Origin of the sequence: Bacteroides sp. 3_1_13 (assembly GCF_001185845.1) — a bacterium.
Taxonomy (GTDB): domain Bacteria; phylum Bacteroidota; class Bacteroidia; order Bacteroidales; family Bacteroidaceae; genus Bacteroides; species Bacteroides xylanisolvens.
This window is the reverse complement of the sequence record NZ_KQ236955.1, coordinates 259,016-278,251: the sequence shown is the minus strand read 5'-3', so window position 1 is coordinate 278,251 and position 19,236 is coordinate 259,016. Positions and strand designations below refer to the sequence as shown.

18 protein-coding genes, 2 tRNA genes and 1 rRNA gene are annotated in these 19,236 nt (G+C 41.6%); 15 read left to right on the top strand and 6 right to left on the bottom strand.

Annotated elements, in window-relative coordinates; genetic code table 11:
• Positions 1–93: 93 nt before the first annotated feature.
• The 12 genes from rrf to HMPREF9009_RS00950 all read left to right on the top strand — a co-directional run bounded on the left by rrf (position 94) and on the right by HMPREF9009_RS00950 (position 9,555).
• Positions 94–204 (top strand): 5S ribosomal RNA (gene rrf, locus HMPREF9009_RS01005).
• Positions 205–532: 328 nt separating this feature from the next.
• Complete coding sequence (locus HMPREF9009_RS01000; protein ID WP_008026543.1) at positions 533–973, top strand: hypothetical protein; 441 nt, start codon at positions 533–535, stop codon at positions 971–973.
• A 153-nt stretch (positions 974–1,126) separates the two neighbouring features.
• Positions 1,127–1,924: a MotA/TolQ/ExbB proton channel family protein gene (locus tag HMPREF9009_RS00995; protein ID WP_004306909.1), complete on the top strand. Its 798-nt coding sequence runs from the start codon at positions 1,127–1,129 to the stop codon at positions 1,922–1,924.
• Positions 1,925–1,957: 33 nt separating this feature from the next.
• Positions 1,958–2,563, top strand: a complete 606-nt coding sequence (locus tag HMPREF9009_RS00990; RefSeq protein ID WP_004316570.1) for an ExbD/TolR family protein — start codon at positions 1,958–1,960, stop codon at positions 2,561–2,563.
• A 15-nt stretch (positions 2,564–2,578) separates the two neighbouring features.
• On the top strand, positions 2,579–3,232 hold the full coding sequence (locus tag HMPREF9009_RS00985; protein WP_004316569.1) for an ExbD/TolR family protein: 654 nt from the start codon (positions 2,579–2,581) through the stop codon (positions 3,230–3,232).
• A 26-nt stretch (positions 3,233–3,258) separates the two neighbouring features.
• Complete coding sequence (locus HMPREF9009_RS00980; protein WP_008026540.1) at positions 3,259–4,074, top strand: energy transducer TonB; 816 nt, start codon at positions 3,259–3,261, stop codon at positions 4,072–4,074.
• 3 nt (positions 4,075–4,077) lie between these two features.
• Entirely contained in the window at positions 4,078–5,022 is a 945-nt protein-coding gene (locus HMPREF9009_RS00975; protein ID WP_049701214.1) for a PstS family phosphate ABC transporter substrate-binding protein, read from the top strand.
• A gap of 21 nt (positions 5,023–5,043) precedes the next feature.
• A complete protein-coding gene (locus HMPREF9009_RS00970; RefSeq protein ID WP_049701213.1) occupies positions 5,044–6,510 on the top strand; it encodes a tetratricopeptide repeat protein in 1,467 nt (488 codons plus the stop codon).
• A gap of 171 nt (positions 6,511–6,681) precedes the next feature.
• On the top strand, positions 6,682–7,527 hold the full coding sequence (locus HMPREF9009_RS00965; protein WP_004316565.1) for an ABC transporter ATP-binding protein: 846 nt from the start codon (positions 6,682–6,684) through the stop codon (positions 7,525–7,527).
• A 6-nt stretch (positions 7,528–7,533) separates the two neighbouring features.
• Positions 7,534–8,355, top strand: a complete 822-nt coding sequence (locus HMPREF9009_RS00960) for a hypothetical protein (RefSeq protein WP_049701212.1) — start codon at positions 7,534–7,536, stop codon at positions 8,353–8,355.
• Between the two features lie 11 nt (positions 8,356–8,366).
• Positions 8,367–8,735: a GntR family transcriptional regulator gene (locus HMPREF9009_RS00955; RefSeq protein WP_004316563.1), complete on the top strand. Its 369-nt coding sequence runs from the start codon at positions 8,367–8,369 to the stop codon at positions 8,733–8,735.
• A 16-nt stretch (positions 8,736–8,751) separates the two neighbouring features.
• Positions 8,752–9,555, top strand: coding sequence for a hypothetical protein (locus tag HMPREF9009_RS00950; RefSeq protein WP_049701211.1), 804 nt, complete (start codon positions 8,752–8,754; stop codon positions 9,553–9,555).
• 176 nt (positions 9,556–9,731) lie between these two features.
• Here the strand turns inward: HMPREF9009_RS00950 and HMPREF9009_RS00945 are convergent, their stop codons facing one another.
• The 3 genes from HMPREF9009_RS00945 to HMPREF9009_RS00935 all read right to left on the bottom strand — a co-directional run bounded on the left by HMPREF9009_RS00945 (position 9,732) and on the right by HMPREF9009_RS00935 (position 11,637).
• The gene (locus tag HMPREF9009_RS00945; protein ID WP_049701210.1) at positions 9,732–11,369 is read right to left on the bottom strand and encodes an alpha-galactosidase D; all 1,638 of its coding nucleotides are present in this window, start codon (positions 11,367–11,369) and stop codon (positions 9,732–9,734) included.
• 109 nt (positions 11,370–11,478) lie between these two features.
• Positions 11,479–11,551, bottom strand: a tRNA-Pro gene (locus HMPREF9009_RS00940).
• 13 nt (positions 11,552–11,564) lie between these two features.
• Positions 11,565–11,637 (bottom strand) — tRNA-Phe (locus HMPREF9009_RS00935).
• Between the two features lie 199 nt (positions 11,638–11,836).
• Between HMPREF9009_RS00935 and HMPREF9009_RS00930 the strand changes: the two genes are divergently transcribed.
• Positions 11,837–13,099 (top strand): sensor histidine kinase, encoded by a 1,263-nt coding sequence (locus tag HMPREF9009_RS00930; RefSeq protein ID WP_049701209.1) that lies wholly within the window; start codon positions 11,837–11,839, stop codon positions 13,097–13,099.
• A gap of 157 nt (positions 13,100–13,256) precedes the next feature.
• On the opposite strand, the gene gadC is transcribed toward HMPREF9009_RS00930, so the two are convergent.
• On the bottom strand, positions 13,257–14,948 hold the full coding sequence (gadC, locus tag HMPREF9009_RS00925) for a putative glutamine/gamma-aminobutyrate antiporter GadC (RefSeq protein WP_008026134.1): 1,692 nt from the start codon (positions 14,946–14,948) through the stop codon (positions 13,257–13,259).
• Between the two features lie 216 nt (positions 14,949–15,164).
• Between gadC and HMPREF9009_RS00920 the strand changes: the two genes are divergently transcribed.
• Entirely contained in the window at positions 15,165–15,944 is a 780-nt protein-coding gene (locus tag HMPREF9009_RS00920; RefSeq protein WP_009040164.1) for a potassium channel family protein, read from the top strand.
• A gap of 432 nt (positions 15,945–16,376) precedes the next feature.
• On the opposite strand, the gene glsA is transcribed toward HMPREF9009_RS00920, so the two are convergent.
• Both glsA and HMPREF9009_RS00910 read right to left on the bottom strand, forming a co-directional pair.
• A complete protein-coding gene (glsA, locus tag HMPREF9009_RS00915; protein ID WP_008026136.1) occupies positions 16,377–17,342 on the bottom strand; it encodes a glutaminase A in 966 nt (321 codons plus the stop codon).
• Positions 17,343–17,351: 9 nt separating this feature from the next.
• Complete coding sequence (locus HMPREF9009_RS00910; protein WP_008644927.1) at positions 17,352–18,794, bottom strand: glutamate decarboxylase; 1,443 nt, start codon at positions 18,792–18,794, stop codon at positions 17,352–17,354.
• Between the two features lie 30 nt (positions 18,795–18,824).
• Here HMPREF9009_RS00910 and HMPREF9009_RS26345 point away from each other — a divergent pair, with 30 nt between their 5' ends.
• Positions 18,825–19,007, top strand: a complete 183-nt coding sequence (locus tag HMPREF9009_RS26345; RefSeq protein ID WP_044132299.1) for a hypothetical protein — start codon at positions 18,825–18,827, stop codon at positions 19,005–19,007.
• Positions 19,008–19,236: the final 229 nt, after the last annotated feature.

Below are 19,236 nucleotides of genomic sequence, written 5' to 3'. Positions count from 1 at the left end.
TAGCGGATTACTGATACGGAAACTGGAAACAGGGAACAGAAACATACTAGTAATGAACTTGAGATTTTACTTTTCATCATGTCATAACCTTATTCAGGTGGTTATAGCACGAGGGTTCCACCTCTTCCCATTCCGAACAGAGAAGTTAAGCCTCGTCACGCCGATGGTACTGCGTAACAGTGGGAGAGTAGGTAGCCGCCGTTTTTAGAGAAGCCCCTTGATTCAGCAACGAATCAAGGGGCTTTCTGTTTTGGGTACTTTGCAAAATTTCTGTTTTTTGATTTATCAATGGTACTTTGGTATTTATACCGCCCTTTTTAGCAGATACAAACCTCATAATAGTTTGTTCAATAGAGATGCTTTTTTTAACAAATTAAAATGATGTTCCCTAGAACAAAACACTTTAGAACTTGTTCTTATAGTAGAGACAAATTTTTATGCTTAAATGATGTGAACAATGATACTCGTGTACATTTTATTGCTACATTTGTCGCCGAATCTGTAACGAACGATTTAAACAACTAAAAATACAATGAAACTTTCGCCGAAATTCATATTAGCTTTTGTTCTGCTGATGCTATCTTTTAGCATGGGTGGAAATGCTATGAATTTTTCGGCTTATGCTTCAAACTGTGAAGCTTCTTGTCAACTGTCAGAATCGTCTTCTGATGTTAATCGTAATTCTTCTGTAGATAATCAGTCGGTTAGTTATGATAACTCGCAGTCATTAACTATTTCTGATGTAGAATTAGGATTTAAATTAGTAACTGAATCAAACTCTAATAATTATCGCCTGCGTAGAATCATTGAAATCAATGACTCCTTGAAAGACGTTATGCATAAGTTTCTCGTGTTAAGAGAGAATTCTTTAGTATTAGATCAAAGTAAATCTTTTTATTCGGATAAGGATCCACATTACTCCATTACGTGTAGCGATTACTATGTGTTCGCTCTAAGACATATCCTTATTTAGTTTATTTCCCCCTATTATCCGTTTTTTTTCGTACTCTGTATGAACTGTGTGACTTTTTCCTTTTAAAAGTTGCAGGGTCTGTAGCGCAGTGTGCCTAATCGAAATTTTTACTTCCTAAATAACTAAAATTAATTTCTTAACAAAAAACTTATTATGGAAACTACTAAAAAAACTCAGGTTGTAGGTATAAAAAATGCCGGTATCGTAATCATCTGCTGTTTAGTAATAGCTGTATGTATCTTCCAATTCCTATTAGGTAACCCGTCCAACTTTATGAACAATGACCCTAACAATCACCCGTTGAACATGTTGGGTACTATTTACAAAGGTGGTATCATCGTGCCTATTATCCAGACATTGTTGTTAACCGTACTTGCTTTGAGCATCGAACGTTATTTCGCTCTTCGTTCTGCTTTCGGTAAAGGTTCATTGTCTAAATTTGTAGCTAACATCAAAGACGCTTTAGCTGCCGGCGACATGAAGAAAGCACAGGAAATCTGTGACAAACAACGTGGATCTGTTGCTAACGTAGTAACTTCTACTTTGCGTAAGTATGAAGAAATGGAAAAGAACACATCTCTTCCTAAAGAACAGAAGCTGTTGGCTATCCAGAAAGAACTTGAAGAGGCTACTGCTTTGGAAATGCCGATGATGCAACAAAATCTTCCGATTATCGCTACCATCACCACTCTAGGTACATTGATGGGATTGCTCGGTACTGTAATCGGTATGATCCGTTCATTTGCTGCTTTGTCTGCTGGTGGTGGTGCTGACTCTATGGCTTTGTCACAAGGTATCTCTGAAGCTTTGATTAACACTGCTTTCGGTATCTTGACTGGTGCATTGGCTGTTATCTCTTACAACTATTACACTAACAAAATTGATAAATTGACTTACGGACTCGACGAAGTCGGATTCTCTATCGTGCAAACTTTTGCAGCTACTCACTAATTCTGCGAACCCTTATAAAATCTATTATTAATCATGGGTAGAGCGCAAATTAAAAAGAAAAGTACGTTCATAGATATGACCGCTATGAGTGACGTTACTGTATTGCTTCTGACTTTCTTTATGTTGACATCAACATTTGTGAAGAAGGAACCAGTGCAAGTTACCACTCCGGCTTCTGTATCGGAAATCAAGATTCCGGAGACTAATGTACTCCAGATTCTGGTTGATCCGGAAGGAAAAATATTTATGAGCCTCGACAAGCAGCAGGATATGCAGGCTGTCTTGGAGAGCATGGGTGAAGAGTATGGCATTAAGTTTACTCCGGAACAAGAGAAGAGATTTATGTTGTCTTCTACTTTTGGAGTGCCTATCAGAAGTATGCAGAAATATCTTGATCTCCCCGAAGATCAACGGGATAAGATCCTTAAGAATGAAGGTATTCCATGCGATAGTGTTGATAATCAGTTTAAATCGTGGGTACGTAATGCACGTACTGCTAACGCTGATCTACGTATTGCCATCAAGGCAGACGCTACGACTCCATACTCAGTGATAAAGAACGTTATGAACTCACTTCAGGATTTGCGGGAAAATCGGTACAATCTGATTACTTCTCTCAAAGCAGAATCTGAAAATTAAAAAGGAGGAAATACAATGAGTGCTGAAGTACAAGAGAGCGGCGGAAAAAGAGGAAAGAGCAAGCAAAAAAAGATAACTGTCCGGGTGGACTTTACACCGATGGTGGACATGAACATGTTGCTGATTACTTTCTTTATGCTTTGTACCACACTGAGCAAACCTCAGACGATGGAAATAAGCATGCCGAGTAATGACAAAGATATTACTGAAAACCAGAAGAGTATGGTGAAGGCTTCACAGGCAATTACACTATTGCTGGGGCCTGATAATAAACTCTATTATTATGAGGGAGAACCTAATTATAAGGACTATACCTCGTTGAAAGAAACTAGCTACGGTGCAAATGGACTGCGTGCCGTACTTCTTCAGAAAAATGCTGTTGCTGTCAATAAAGTAAGAGAATTGAAACAACAGAAATTGGATCTTAAGATAACGGATGACGAATTTAAGAAGCAGGTTTCCGAGATAAAGAGCGGAAAGGATACCCCGACCGTAATTATTAAAGCTACGGATGACGCTTCTTATATGAATCTGATTGACGCGCTGGACGAAATGCAGATATGTAATATTGGTAAATATGTGATAACAGACATTGCGGAAGCTGATGAATTCTTAATCAAGAATTTTGATGCGAAAGGTGGATTGTCACAGAACTTAGCCGATAATTGATGTAACACCCAAAAAAGAAAAGTAAAATGGCAAAATTAGATTTAGCTTCTTCGGAATGGTGTCAACTGATTTTTGAAGGCAAGAACCAGGCATACGGAGCATATAGAATGCGTGCCAATTCAACAAAGCGGCACAATGTCGCCATGTTGATTGTGGTAATCATAGCGGCAGTCGGATTTAGCATCCCTACACTGCTTAAATTGGCAACTCCGGAGCAGAAAGAAGTGATGACAGAGGTGACTACCTTGTCGAAATTGGCAGAACCGGAAATCAAACAGGAAGAGATGAAACGGGTTGAACCGGTTGCGCCTCCTCCCCCTGCTTTGAAGAGTTCTATCAAGTTTACTGCTCCTGTCATCAAGAAAGATGAAGAGGTGCATGAAGATAATGAGATCAAGAGCCAGGAGGATTTGAATGCTACTAAAGTATCCATCTCTATTGCCGACGTAAAAGGTAACGACGAGGCGAATGGTAAAGATATTGCTGACCTTAAGCAGGTGGTGACACAGGCTGCACCGGAACCGGAAAAGGTTTTCGATATGGTCGAACAGATGCCGACTTTCCCCGGTGGTCAACAGGAGTTGATGGCTTACTTGGGTAAGAACATCAAATATCCGACTATTGCACAGGAGAATGGAACACAAGGTCGCGTTATTATACAGTTCGTTGTGGAACGTGATGGTTCTATCACTGATGTGCGTGTGGCTCGTGGTGTAGACCCTTATCTGGATAAGGAAGCTGTGCGTGTGGTAAAAAGCATGCCGAAATGGCTCCCTGGTAAACAGAATGGAAAAGCGGTACGTGTGAAATTCACCGTTCCGGTAATGTTTAGATTACAATAAAAGATGATGAAGAGACAATTTAGGCTGATAGGACTCGTAGCGTTGGTGGTGTTGAGTGCTTGTAACTCAAAATCGAAAGGGCCGACGGATACTTATTCTTCCGGTGTGGTATCTATTGCAGCGGATGAGAGTTTCGGACCTATCATACAAGAAGAGATAGAGGTGTTTGAAAACCTTTACCCTTTGGCCGGGATTGTTCCTCGCTACACAACTGAAGTGGAAGCGATTAATTTACTTCTGAAAGACAGTGTCCGGTTGGCTATTACAACCCGGACACTGACTAAGGAAGAAATGAATTCATTCCACAGCCGTAAATTTTTCCCTCGCGAGATAAAATTGGCTACGGATGGTCTGGCATTGATCGTGAATCGTGCTAATCCGGATTCTTTGTTGAGTGTACGTGATTTCCGTCGCATCCTCACCGGTGAGGTGAAAAACTGGAAAGAGGTAAATCCGGATTCCCGCTTGAAAGGGATTCAGGTGGTGTTCGATAATAAGAATTCCAGTACCGTACGTTTTGCAATGGACTCAATCTGTGGTGGGAAACCGTTGGCTGAAGGTAACGTCAGTGCCTTGAAAACCAACCAGCAAGTGATAGACTATGTAGCGAAGAATCCTGATGCCATGGGAGTTATTGGAGTAAACTGGCTGGGGAACCGCAGTGATACGACCAATCTTTCTTTTCGTGAAGAGATCAGAGTGATGGCAGTCAGTGCTGAAGATGTGGCAACTCCTGCGAACAGCTATAAGCCTTATCAGGCCTATCTGTTCTATGGTAATTATCCGCTGGCACGATCCATCTATGCATTACTGAACGATCCTCGCAGTGGGCTGCCCTGGGGATTTGCTTCTTTTATGACATCCGACAAGGGGCAGCGGATTATATTAAAATCCGGACTTGTTCCGGCTACACAGCCGGTGCGTATTGTCCACGTGAAAGACGAATAATAACTAAAATTAGAGACTATCATGAAACGAGTACAAATGTTTTTAGCTGGAGCGTTTATAGCAGTAGGGTCGCTCTGTGCGCAATCAACCGATGCCGAATGGCAGGCGGAAGTTGCCAAATTGAAAGAAACTATTCAGACGAATCCGGCACAGGCTGCTGAAGAAGCCGAGCATCTGATTAAAGGAAAGAATAAAAAGAATGTGGAACTTTTGGTAGCTATTGGAAATACGTATCTGGATGCTGACAAACTTCCCGAAGCGCAAGAATATGCAACTCTTGCCAGAAAAGCGAATGGTAAATCGGCTCTTGCTTCTGTATTGGAAGGAAATATTGCCATGAAGCAGAAAAATGCGGGTCTCGCTTCTCAGAAATATGAAGAAGCGATTTATTTCGATCCGAAATGTACGGAAGCTTATCTGAAATATGCAGATGTTTATAAATCAGCCAATGCAAGTCTTGCTATTGAAAAGCTGAACCAATTGAAAGCCCTGGAACCGTCCAACACAGCCGTAGACAAAAAACTAGCCGAGATTTATTATTTAAAAAATGATTTTAGTAAAGCGGCAGAAGCTTATGCGAATTTTGCAATGGGGCCTACTGCTACGGAAGAAGATTTGGTGAAGTATGCGTTTGCTTTATTTTTGAACCATGATTTTGAGAAATCGCTCGAAGTGGCTAATATGGGATTGCAAAAGAATGCCCATCATGCTGCGTTCAACCGTTTGGCAATGTATAACTATACTGACTTGAAGCGTTTTGATGAAGCGATAAAGGCAGCGGACATCTTCTTCAATGAATGTGAAAAAGCCGATTATTCTTATTTGGATTATATGTATTATGGACACTTGCTGGAAAGTCTGAAAAAATATGATGATGCAGTAATACAATATGAGAAAGCGGTAAAGATGGATCCGACTAAGACGGATTTATATAAAAATATCTCTTCTGCTTACGAACAGAAGAATGATTATAAAAAAGCAATCAGTGCTTACCAGAAATATTATGCATCCCTTGATAAAGAAAAACAGACTCCGGACTTACAGTTTCAGGTTGGTAGACTTTATTACGGTGCTGGTATGCAACCTGATTCATTGACAATCACTGTTGAAGAACGCAAGCAGGCGTTGATGTCCGCCGATTCTGTTTTCCATGCAATTGCGGAAGCGGCACCGGACAGCTACTTGGGTAACTTCTGGAGAGCTCGTGCCAATTCAGCACTGGACCCTGAAACCACTCAAGGGCTTGCGAAACCTTTCTATGAGGAAGTGGCTGCTTTATTGGAAAGCAAAAACGATCCTCATTACAATTCAGCTTTGGTTGAATGTTACAGTTATCTTGGATATTACTATTTGTTAGCGATCGAGAATCCGGCATTGAAGGCCGAAGCAAAGGCTAATAAAGATAAATCCATAGAATACTGGAATAAAATTCTGGCTATAGACCCCGCTAATGCTACTGCTAAAAGGGCATTGGACGGCATCAAATAGTGAATAATTTTAGTTGTTTGTCGTGACAGGAGGAGTGGAGAGTGATCTTAGCTCCTCCTTTTTTTGCACTTTTTTCTCCTTTTCTATTGGAATATTCAAAAGATTGCCTACATTTGCGGTGTACTATTACACTAATACACTAAGAAACATTGTTCATTAAACAGAAATGCTATGATTACAGTAGAAAATCTTTCATTTACTTATCGTAAATCGAAGCGTGCGGTATTACATGATTTTTCGCTTTCGTTCGAGTCCGGCAGGGTATATGGACTGTTGGGAAAGAATGGCGCGGGAAAGTCTACTCTTCTCTATCTGATGTCCGGGTTATTGACTCCTAAAAACGGCAAAGTGGTGTTTCACGATACAGATGTGCGCCGTCGGTTACCGGTTACTTTGCAGGATATGTTTTTAGTTCCCGAAGAGTTTGAATTACCTTCAGTCTCTCTGGTTAGCTATGTGGAGTTGAACAGCCCTTTTTATCCCCGTTTCAGCAAGGAGGAGATGATTAAATATCTCCATTATTTTGAAATGGATATAGATATTGATCTCGGATCACTTTCTATGGGACAGAAAAAGAAAGTATTCATGAGCTTTGCGCTTGCTACAAACACTTCTCTTTTGTTGATGGACGAGCCGACCAACGGGCTGGATATTCCTGGTAAAAGTCAGTTCCGTAAGTTTATCGCATCGGGCATGTCGGATGATAAGACGATTGTAATTTCTACGCATCAGGTTCGTGACATTGATAAGGTGCTCGATCATGTATTGATTATGGATGACAGCCGTGTGTTGCTGGATGAATCTACAAGTAATATTTGCGACAAACTTTTCTTTGTGGAGAGTGACAATCGGGAACTGGCGAAAAATGCTCTTTTCGCAATCCCTACTATTCAGGGGAATTACCTGATACTTCCTAACGAAGAACAGGAAGAATCGGAATTAAATCTGGAACTTCTTTTTAATGCTACGTTGGCTGCTCCTGAAGAGATAGCCCGATTGTTTCACACTCAAAAATAAAAGACGATGATAAAAGATACTTTTTTCAGTTTGCCTCGTTTTATGAATCTTTGCCGTAAGGAGATGGTAGAGAATTGGAGATCGAATGTGCTTCGTATGGTGTTGATGTATGGAGTGATGGCGGTGGTAATGGTTTGGAACGGATATTTTGAGTATAGAGGTACTTATAGTCATGAAAGAGATCCGATGTGGATATTTCTTCTGATTGCTTTTATTTGGGGACTGTGGGGCTTCGGCTGTTTGAGTGCTTCGTTTACAATGGAAAAGATGAAATCGAAAACGAGTCGTACTTCCATGTTGATGGTTCCGGCAACTCCTTTCGAGAAATTCTTCTCTCGATGGTTTGTGTTCACAGTAGTGTATTTGGTTGTTTTCCTGATTTCTTATAAGTTGGCGGATTATACACGGTTGATTATCTATTCTTTGGCCTATCCGGAAAAAGACTTCATTGCCCCTGTTGCCCTGTCGCATTTGGCTGGAGATAAAAAATATTATACTTTGTGCAACACTGGGTTGCAATTTGGAGCACTGATGTCAGGCTATTTCTTTGTTCAATCTTTATTTGTACTGGGTAGTTCTATTTGGCCAAAGAACTCTTTCCTGAAAACATTTGCAGCAGGAACAGTGATAGTTATGGTGTATTTTTTAGTCGGCATTTTGATGAGTAAGATTCTGTTGGAAAACGGTCAATATTATCCGGGAGGCATATTCGAGTCCAAAGATACTATTTGGTGGATCATAATTGTTGCCGGCATCTTTTTTGCGTTGGTGAATTGGACGCTGGCTTATTTCCGCTTTAAAGAGTCCGAAATTATTAATCGAATGTAATACCTTAACCTATGAATTTTAAAGAAAGTAAAGCTATTTATTTACAGATTGCAGATAGAATCTGTGATGAGATATTGCTGGGGCAATATCCGGAAGAGGAGCGAATCCCTTCTGTCAGAGAGTATGCTGCTATTGTGGAGGTGAATGCTAATACGGTGATGCGTTCCTTTGATTATCTTCAGATGCAGAATATTATTTATAATAAACGTGGCATTGGGTATTTTGTAACTACGGGAGCGAAAGAGCTGATTCATTCTCTCCGTAAGGATACCTTTCTAAAGGAAGAACTGGACTATTTCTTTCGTCAGTTGTATACGCTTGATATACCGATAAAAGAGATAGAGACAATGTATCATGAGTTTATAAAAAAGCAGAAATAGAATAAAGACGAATATTATGAAACGTACTACTTATATATTTATAGGCCTCCTCGTTTCGGGATTGATTGTAGTTGTGGCAACTATTATTTTCGTATCTACGTCGGGGAAGCCGTATTGGGAAAATGGAGCCTTTTTGGGTGATGAACAAGTGACAATGGACTTGAATGGCGTGCATGTTGTGAAGGTATTTGTCAGCCAGGATGGAGTGTTTAAAGAGAGGCGTGTGTTTGTGAGCGGAGAAATGCAAATAGAATCTCCTTCCGCTTTGTCAGGTAAAGAACAAATTTCGTATCCTAAGGGGAAATATTTGAATGTAATCCAAAAGGATGACACTTTGTTTATGAAGCTGGATTTTAGTGCGAATAATATTCCTGATAAATTTCAACACCAAGATTATATTTACTCAACTGGTTTTGACGTAAAATTGGCTGTGGACTCGCTGGCTAGCGCAATTACTGATACGGAAGGTTTGAAATTAAACTTGAAGGGTATTGAAACGGATTCATTGGTTGTCCGTGGGCGCTATAGTGTATCACTTGATTCTTGCCAACTTCGTTCGCTTGATATTCAGGGGAATGTGAGGGAATTTCATGCAAAAGACAGTAAAATAGAAAACTTCTATCTGAATTTAGATGGTGTGTGGAGATGGACATTTGCGAATACGGAAGTGGGAACGGAATATTTGACTGGTAGCAGTCATCATTCTAACGATTTGCAAAAAGGAGAATGCAAACGGGTTGTCTGGACTCCTCTGACAGAAGATGCATGCTTGCAGATGAATATAGAAGAAAAGGCGGAGATTACAATAACACCGGAATGAATGAAGCGAAATAGGTATGAAGATATAAAATATTGCACGAATTACTAGACAGTATCTAAACTGGAAAAGGAGCAATAATGGCTTTTAAAGTGCTTCCTAAAAGTAAGATGAAAAACTTTTAGGGGCATCTTTATTCCGTTGTTGCTCCTTTTTATATTGAGGGTTATATCGTCAAATTACAATGCTTTTGTCAGAGTGAAGCAATCGATATCCGGTGCCCAGTTGTAACTATTACCCATGCGAATGGTGTTATATCCTGCTTTTAGTTCAACGGGAACTGTGATTTCGTTATGGTTATTATCCTCTCCCAAAGAATCTATTTTGGTAATAATGCCGTTGACATCCAGTTCTATTTGGCGTCCTTTACCGTATGAGTAATGGATAGTCATGTTGTAGCGTCCGCCATCTCCGCTATACACTTCCTTCCATTCGGCATAATTTTCCGGTTGTCCACCCAGGAAACCTACTTTCATTTTGCCGGAAGCTTCTTTGTCATTGGCATAAAGAATACCTTTAGGATTTTTACCTAGGTCGTTGAAAAGAGGCAAGTAAGCCCATTCTGCTTCGTACAGAGTCGGTTCCAGACGTGTTTCGCCTTCCATGCGGAGGAACATGGCACTGTGTGCCGGAAGCGTTTGTTCGAATGTGCCGGAGAAGCTGCCTAAATCGTTATGTTTTACGAGATCACGTACTTTTACATTTCCTCCAAATTCCAATGAAGAGAACGGGACGGAGAAACTGCATACGGTATCGGAAGGATTGTAGAGAGCCACAGCACGTACGTTTCCACGTTTCTGTTCAATATCTTTCACGAGTACATAACCTTCATTTTCATGTTGCGCTACGTATGCTTGCAAACCCAGCGGGTCTTGGTTGAGGGCAATCAATTCTTTGTTTTTCAGCAGCTCGAGAGAAGACTCCGGTATGTTTTCCAGGTTACATCCGATAAGCAAAGGAGAGCTCATGATACACCATAAACCGAAATGAGCTTCTTCTTCTGTCGGGGTAAGACCTTGGCCGCCCACTTTGCTGTCGTTACGGAATCCGATAACCATCATGTCCATGTCATTGTAATGTCCGTTGCCGGCATAGGCAGACAGGTAAAGATTCTTGCCGACTACATATCTTAATGAGCCCCAATGTGCGTTAATATCACCGCTGATACGCCAGGAGGTTGCTGCGTCTTTGGCCCAAGTACCCGGGAAGGCCCATCGGCAGATATTGATGGAAGCATCTTTGTTCACTTTGTCTATACTGTTCCGGATTGAAGTGTAGCGTTCCTTTTCATTAAGTCCCAGCGCATCTCCTCCGCAATAGTCAATTTTGATAAAGTCGAAACCCCAGTCGCCAAAGTATAATTGGGCGTCTTGTGGTTCATGCCCGTAGATACCAGCTCCTATACCTGCAGTGTCATTGTCCCACATGGAACCGCACGTACTATTACCCGCATCGGTATAAAGGCCGGCTTTCATTCCCAGGCTGTGAATATGATCCGCCACCGGTTTCATGCCGTTCGGAAACCGTTTTTCATTTGCAAGCATTATTCCGTTGTCGTCACGTTTTCCGAAATAGCCATCATCAACATTGACATAATGATATCCGACATCTTTCAAGCCTTTTTCCACCATTAGGTCAGCCTGGTGTTTGATAATGTCTTCACTGATGTCTACACGAAACGCATTCCATGAACTCCATCCCATGATAGGAGGATTGACTGCCTTTTCATTTTCCGAAAGAGTGGTTTGAGTCTTTGTACAACTGATGCACATAAAAGAAGCTACTGCTACTGTAAAGAGATAAATCCTGTTTCTCATGATATAATGGGTTGGTGTTTTTTTTGCATAGCCGTCCCGATTTCGTCCCGGCGACTAAATAAAATTAAAGGGTAACTTACTGTAATCCAGAAAGCTACCCTTTATCTTGTCGGAATGAGGCGACTCGAACGCCCGACCCCTACGTCCCGAACGTAGTGCGCTACCAACTGCGCTACATTCCGATTGCTTAAGAAGTGGTGCCACCAGGAATCGAACCGGGGACACAAGGATTTTCAGTCCTTTGCTCTACCAACTGAGCTATGGCACCTTTCTCGTTTGCGGGTGCAAAGATAAGTATATTTTTTAATACCGCAATAACTTCGCGGGAAAATTTCGCCAAATTCTGACCGATGAAAATATTAATGAATTTTTGTTAGAATAAATATGTAGATAACTCACTATTTATGCAACATATTTTATAAATTTACGCACTGAAACTATCAAAACATTATAAACACTCTAATCCTATGTCATCACTGGCAATTATTATTATAGTAGTTCTATCAGCTACCCTCATTTATGTGTGGGCAAAGTGCCAGTCACTTCAAAAAGAGGTACATTCGAAAGAAAATAAAGAGAATGAACTTAAGAAGTTGGCTTTGGTTTTACAGAACATCAATGCCTACTTCTTATTGATTGACAAGGATTTTGTAGTCTGTGACACCAATTATTATTCTTTGAACCGTCTGCCTGTTCAGGTAGGTGGGGTTACAAAAAGAGTGGGGGATTTGTTGCATTGTAGAAACGCGATTGCAGCCGGTGAATGTGGTCAGCACGAACAGTGTAAACTATGTTGTATTCGTGCGTCTATCGGTAAGGCTTTTTATAAGAAAGCAAGTTTTAAGAATCTGGAAGCCTCGATGAAGTTGTTGAGTGAGGATGAAATGACAGTGACTCCTTGCGATGTATCAGTATCGGGTACTTATTTGAATATTCATGGCCAAGATTATATGGTGCTGACTGTTTATGATGTGACAGAACTGAAAAATGTGCAAAGATTACTGACCATTGAAAAAGAACATTCCATCTCTGCCGAGAAATTGAAATCTGCCTTCATTGCTAATATGAGTCACGAAGTTCGTACACCGCTCAATGCTATTGTCGGATTTTCCGGTTTGATGGTATCGGCTTCCGGCGAAGAGGAAAGAAAAATGTATGCTGATATTATCGCAGAGAATAATGAACGATTGCTGCGCCTGGTGAATGATATTTTCGATCTTTCTCAAATAGAATCCGGGACGGTAGATTTCGTATATAAGGAGTTTGATGCCAATGATTTGTTGAGAGAATTGGATGGGATATTTAAGGCGAAATTGAATAACTCGCCGGTGGAATTGATTTGTGAGGCGCATGTACAACCTATTATGATGTATTCGGAACGAGAACGTATCATTCAGGTATTGTCTAACCTCTTACATAATGCGATGAAATTTACTGCGTCGGGTGAAATCCGTTTCGGGTGCCGCCTGGAAGGAATGGAAGAAGTTTACTTTTTTGTGTCCGACACAGGCATTGGTATACCGGAAGAAGACCAGAAAAAGATATTCTCACGTTTCATAAAACTCGATCGTGAAATGCAAGGGACGGGACTTGGGCTGACTCTTTCGCAAACGATTATCCAAAATCTGGGTGGAAACTTCGAACTCGATTCGAAGGTCAACCGGGGATCTACTTTCAGCTTTGTGTTGCCGAGGGTGATTAAACCGGAATTGATTAAGCCACAGCCATAAAGTAAATCGCCCTTACTACAGTTGTGAAGTGTATCTCAAAAGTGTTAAATCTGACTTTTGGAGATGCTTCACTTGACTGTAGTGAGGGTGATTTTATAAATTCAAGGCTTTTCGAATTGTCTTGAACTTCTTAATGAACAGGATGAATGTTTAGTCTTTACGACTTAGGTGCATCCTTATCTTTGTCTCCGGTTCCCGGAGATGCTTTGCTGGCAGAGGAACTTCCGAAGGAAGCTGAACCGGAGGATGCTGTGCCTGAAGTTGCTGCATTAGAAGCGGTTGCACCGGGGGTAGCTGTGCTTGCCCCAGTTGTTCCTCCTGTGTGTGCAGAAGTTGCATTAGCAGGACGCGGAGCATTAACGCTGCTTGCACTAACATTTGCAGTGGCAGGTTGAGCCTGAACTTCCCAATGGAACGGTTCGAAATTGGAATTAGGATCTACCCAAGATGGTTTCTTGGAAGCGTAGATAATAAACGGAGCAACGACAACGATAATTGCACCGATAATTAGTACGGAGAACCAAACGGTGTTGCTACCGGTAGAAATCTGGCTGGGCGGGATGAAGCTAAGAATAAAGGCAAGTAATGATCCGCAGAAGCCAAGACCGCCAACAAACCACATCAGGCCGTTGCCGGATTTACCGATACGGAACGGACGGTTGAGTTTCTTCATCTTATAACGCAATGCGATAGCTCCGGAGAACATCAACAGGTACATAATCAGATAAAGAATAACTGTCAGCTGTGACAGAATTTGATAGAAACTCTGTACGGAAGGCATAACAACAAACAACAAACTTAATACGGTTACAGCGATACCCTGTACGAACAAGATATTCTTTTGTACACCCAGCTTGTTTGTTTTCTGGAAGAACGGAGGCATATAACCGGCTTTACCTACGGCAAATATACCTTTGGACGGACCGGCAACCCATGTCAATACACCAGCCAATACACCGAAAGCAAGAGCGACCGCAATGATTGGTGACAACCAGGAAGCATGAATATATTTGAAATAGTTGTCGAAACCGACGAGCAGGCTTTGAGTCAGGTTGATGTCTTTAGCAGGGATAATCACACCTAATGCGAAAGTACCCAAAACGAAGATCAACACTGTGATAAGCGCACCGATAAATACGGCTTTCGGATAGTTTTTAGAAGGGTTATCTACGTCTTTTACGTGGATACCGCCCATTTCCATACCGGCATAAAACAAGAAGATACTGGCAGCAAGAACGACATTATCGAAGTTGGTAAAGTCGGGGAAGAAGCTACTGTTGAAATCCATATTGGAATGTCCGCCCGTTGCCAGGTAAATGATTCCTAAGATAATCAACAATCCGGCCGGGATAATGGTACCGACCATACCACCGATTTTGGCTACTTTACCTACCCAGCTCATACCTTTCAGGGAGATGAAAGTGGCCAGCCAATAGATGATAAGTACGACGACGAGCGTATAATACTTATTGTTTGCCAGTGACATGTCATGTACGTCATTCATTCCGATGAAAGCGATAGATACGGCACCAAACGTTAATACTGTCGGATACCAGATCGTACTTTCGATCCATTGCACCCAGATGGCGAGGAATCCCAGTTTCTTGCCGTAGGCCTCGCCTACCCACCGGAATACACCACCCTGCTTATCCTGAAACATTGCTGCCAACTCGGCTGCAACGAGCGATGTAGGGATTAGAAAGACAATAGCTGCAAAAAGATAATAGAAGGCCGAACTCATTCCGTATACGGCCTCGGCTGGTAGTCCACGCAAGGATACTACTGCCGTAACATTCATGATAGCAAGGGTAAACACACCCAGCTTCACTGCATTTTTAATATTTGCCATAAGTTAAGGTTTTAAGTGAAAAATATTTTAAAGTCAGTGTTATAACAACATTTTGCGCGAGATGTTTCCGCAATCTCTTTCAAAGTTCGTTAATTAACATCGCCGGAACGGGATATTGCAACCCCCGATTTACCTGTTTCGGAACAATTACTTTTCTCGATTGTTTCTAAACAATCTAAATTATATGTGAACCATTTTATTATAAACTAAGTAGTTATGAAATCAGCGCTTTCAGATTTTATTTCCGGAAAAAAGGGGATTTATGGTATTCTTCACATTATTATATTAATAATGTCTCTTTTTCTGGTTATCAGTATCTCGGTGGATACTTTTAAGGGAATTCCGTTCTATACACAGTCTTCTTACATGAAGGTACAGCTATGTATCTGCCTTTGGTTTCTTTTCGATTTTGTGTTGGAGTTCTTTTTGGCAAAACATAAAGGACGCTATCTGCGGACACACTTTATCTTTTTATTGGTGGCTATCCCTTATCAGAATATCATCGCATATTATGGATGGACGTTTTCGGATGAGATTACCTACCTGCTTCGTTTCATTCCTTTATTAAGAGGAGGATATGCGCTTGCTATTGTGGTCGGCTGGCTGACTTACAACCGGGCTTCGAGCCTGTTTGTCTCTTATCTGACGATGTTGCTGGCAACAGTGTATTTCTCCAGTCTGGCATTTTTTGTGCTCGAGCATCGGGTGAATCCATTGGTGAATGATTATGGAGATGCCTTGTGGTGGGCTTTTATGGATGTCACTACCGTGGGGTCGAATATTATAGCGCAGACCGTGACCGGACGCGTGCTTTCCGTTTTGCTGGCTGCCTTGGGTATGATGATGTTTCCTATCTTTACGGTTTATATTACAAATCTGATTCAACAATCCAACAAGCGTAGAAAGCAATATTACGAAGAGGAGGAACAACAGAAAAAGGCTTCCGCCCAAAAGGAATCGGCAGAAAAAGCTGTCGTACAGAAGGTTAATACATAATATGCTTGTGTGGCGGATAAAAACAGATAGAATGAGAGAAATTGTAATGTGTTGAAAATCAGCTTAGAAATACTTTTCTTAATAGTATTATTACTTTTCTTTATAAGCATGGAAGGAAAAGGGGAGGAAAAGTGGAATAACTTTCTATCTTTGTAGAAAAGAGACAGAGGCAAACAGTTGTTAGTTGCTGTCTCTAAATGAAGAAGTTCCACCTTATCCGAGTGAATAATAGTGACACTGATATACTCATTTTAATAACTGGAGTTGCATAGGGGTAAATTTAATTTGTTGTATTTGATAATTAATACCGTTTGTATTGAAAACACTGGTGGGGAGTCAAGCGGGAAATCAATGGGATAAGGAGGAATAGAAAAAGGTTACTATCGGGAGATAGTAACCTTTACCTACTTATAAAAGAGATCGAGAGAGTTTTTAGTCAACAACGGTGATATGGTTGTTGCTAAACACATTTAATTCCAGCTTGTTCATGATGTATTGAATAGCTAACTGCGCTTTCACGGAGTTGCCCGATCCATCCAAAGGAGGAGCAAAGGCGGCAATACCGAACTGTCCGGGCAGTACCCCCATCACACCACCGCCTACACCTGTCTTGGCAGGAATACCGGAAGTGTACATCCAGTCGCCGGTATGTTCATAGAAACCTACTGCGGCAATCATGGCAGTGATTTTAGGAGCCAGCGTGGCATCAAAAACTTCTTTCTTAGTCACCGGATTTACACCACCGTTGGCGATTGTGCCGGCTGCAATGGAAAGCTGCAATGCAGTCACTCCCAATGAGCACTGACGGGTGTAGAGGTCTAATGACATATCCGGATCATCATAAATCCGATTATAATTTTTCAGCAACCATGCGATAGAACGGTTGTTGAAGTTGGTATCCGATTCGGACTTGTACAATTCATCAATCAACTGTGGGGCGCTGCCGCATAAATCGGTCACGTTTCCTACGATGGCATCCCATTTCTTGGCAGAGTCGCCAATGGGCTGCACCATGCTGCAGGCGGAGATAGCTCCGGCGTTTACCAATGGAGTAGACGGATGGTCGTTCTCCAGCAAGATGGCGATAATTGAATTGAAAGGTAAGCCTGTTGCATCGGCTCCAATCTTGTCCAGGATTTCTTTGGCACCATATTGGCGCAGTGCCAGAATAGCCGTATGTACTTTGGATACGGATTCTATACCGAAGCGGTAGTCAGTATCTCCCACATGGATGGTCTGCCCGTTGAGCAGGCAGACACTGATTCCAAAGAGATCTTTGTTGACATTTGCCAGGTAGGGGATATAGTCGGCGTTCTTGCCGCCGGTATTAGTCTTTACCTGATCGTATGCCTCCTGTACCACTTCTTTCAATTGAGCGAGTGTTACTTTTTTATCCATAGATCTTTTTTATTTTTTTACGGTTTTACGACGACCACCATGGTTGAACATCTTAGCTTCTACCGGAAGATTCTTTTCTTGAGCCATACGGGTAGGAGTAGGATATTCCAGTTTTTCCAGTTCAGTGATGGCGTTGTTGATGTCGCCCAGTAGCATATCTGCCATATCGCGGCTGAATCCCTGACGGACAACGACACGCATCACTACATAATCTTCCAGTTTGGAAGGCAAGGTGTAAGCAGGAACCATCCAACCGTGTTGAGACAGTTTGTCTTGCAAATCGTACAAAGTCCATTTGGCGTTCTTTGCATATTCCGGTTTCAGATACCAGATGAATAATGGGTTCACAACATCATTAGAGTAGTTGACAAACGGAACCATCTTGGCTATTTCGCTGTGGATATATTTAGCAATTTGCAGGGAGTTGTACTGTACTTCTTTGTATCCCTGGAATCCTAAACGGATGAATTGATAATATTGTCCCAGGATTTGTGCAGCCGGACGAGAGAAGTTCAAACCTACCTGTGTAATGTTGGCACCCAGATAATTTACGCTGAATGACATTTCTTCGGGCAGATATTCTTTGCCTTTCCAGCAAACCCATCCGAGTCCCGGATATACCAAACCAAACTTATGGCCGGATACGCTGATAGAAAGTACCCATTTCAAACGGAAGTCCCATTTCTTTTCCGGATACAGGAACGGAAGGATGAAACCACCACTGGCGGCATCTACGTGGATAGGAATGTCATAACCGGTCTTGGCATTGTAAGCATCCAGTGCTTTGTCCAATGCTTCGACGTCATCATTCAGTCCAGTCCATGTAACACCTTGGATAGGCACGATACAGATGGTGTTTTCATCACACATTTTCAAAGCTTCTTCGGGGTCAAGAGTGGTTTTTTCGAGTGTCAAAGGCACTTCACGCATTTCAATCTGCCACAACTGTGCAAACTTTTCCCAAACAACCTGGAAACCTGTAGAAATAACAAAGTTTGGTTTATCAAACGGTTTGCCCTGTGCTTGTCTTTTCTTACGCCAACGTAACCAGGCAGCTACACCACCCAACATACATGCTTCTGAAGAACCGATAGCCAACGCACCGGTTTTCCAAGTGTCTTTTTCAGGAGAGTTCCACAAGTTGGCAACGATGTTGATACATTTACCGTTCATCACTGCGATACGCGGATATTCTGTTTCATCAATGTAGTTGATGTTAATGGCCTCATTCATCAGCTTAGTGGCGTATTCATCCATATAAGTAGTCACGAAAGTAGCCAGATTCAAACGTGGTTGGGTTTGAGCAAATGTTTCATCTTTCACCATTTGATAGGCGACTTCAGGAGTAGTAGGTCCATCAGGTATTTTCTCTACCGGAGAGGGTTGTAACATTCTGTCTGAACCAAATACATCGGTTTTTGCATCACCTTTTCTGAAATTTAAATCTTCCATACTAATTTGTTTTTTTAAAGGTTTAGGGCGATGGGGATTTTCCCCGTCGAATTTCCCACAACAACAGCAGATAGTTTTGAAAGTTTCCGGGTTTTACATTATTTGGCGTTTATTAAGGAGGAGGATGCCCTTATTGAAACGGGCCTATTCACCACGGAGGACGCAGAGGACACAAAGGTGAATCTTGGTCATTTCCGTGCAGAAATGAGCTAAATGATAATTTACCGGCGTAGCGCCGGAGCAAGGTTTCCATTCGGTATTCCCTGAAAGAGCATAATCATATACAGTTCCTCCCTTTCAGGGTATGCCTAAAACGACAACATGCCGAATGGGAACCTTGTTGGGGCGCTACGCCCCTAAATTCCCATTTAATTAAGAACTGTACTGAAATGAACTAAATGATCATTTATTTTTAGACATAAGAACAAAAGAACATAAATGC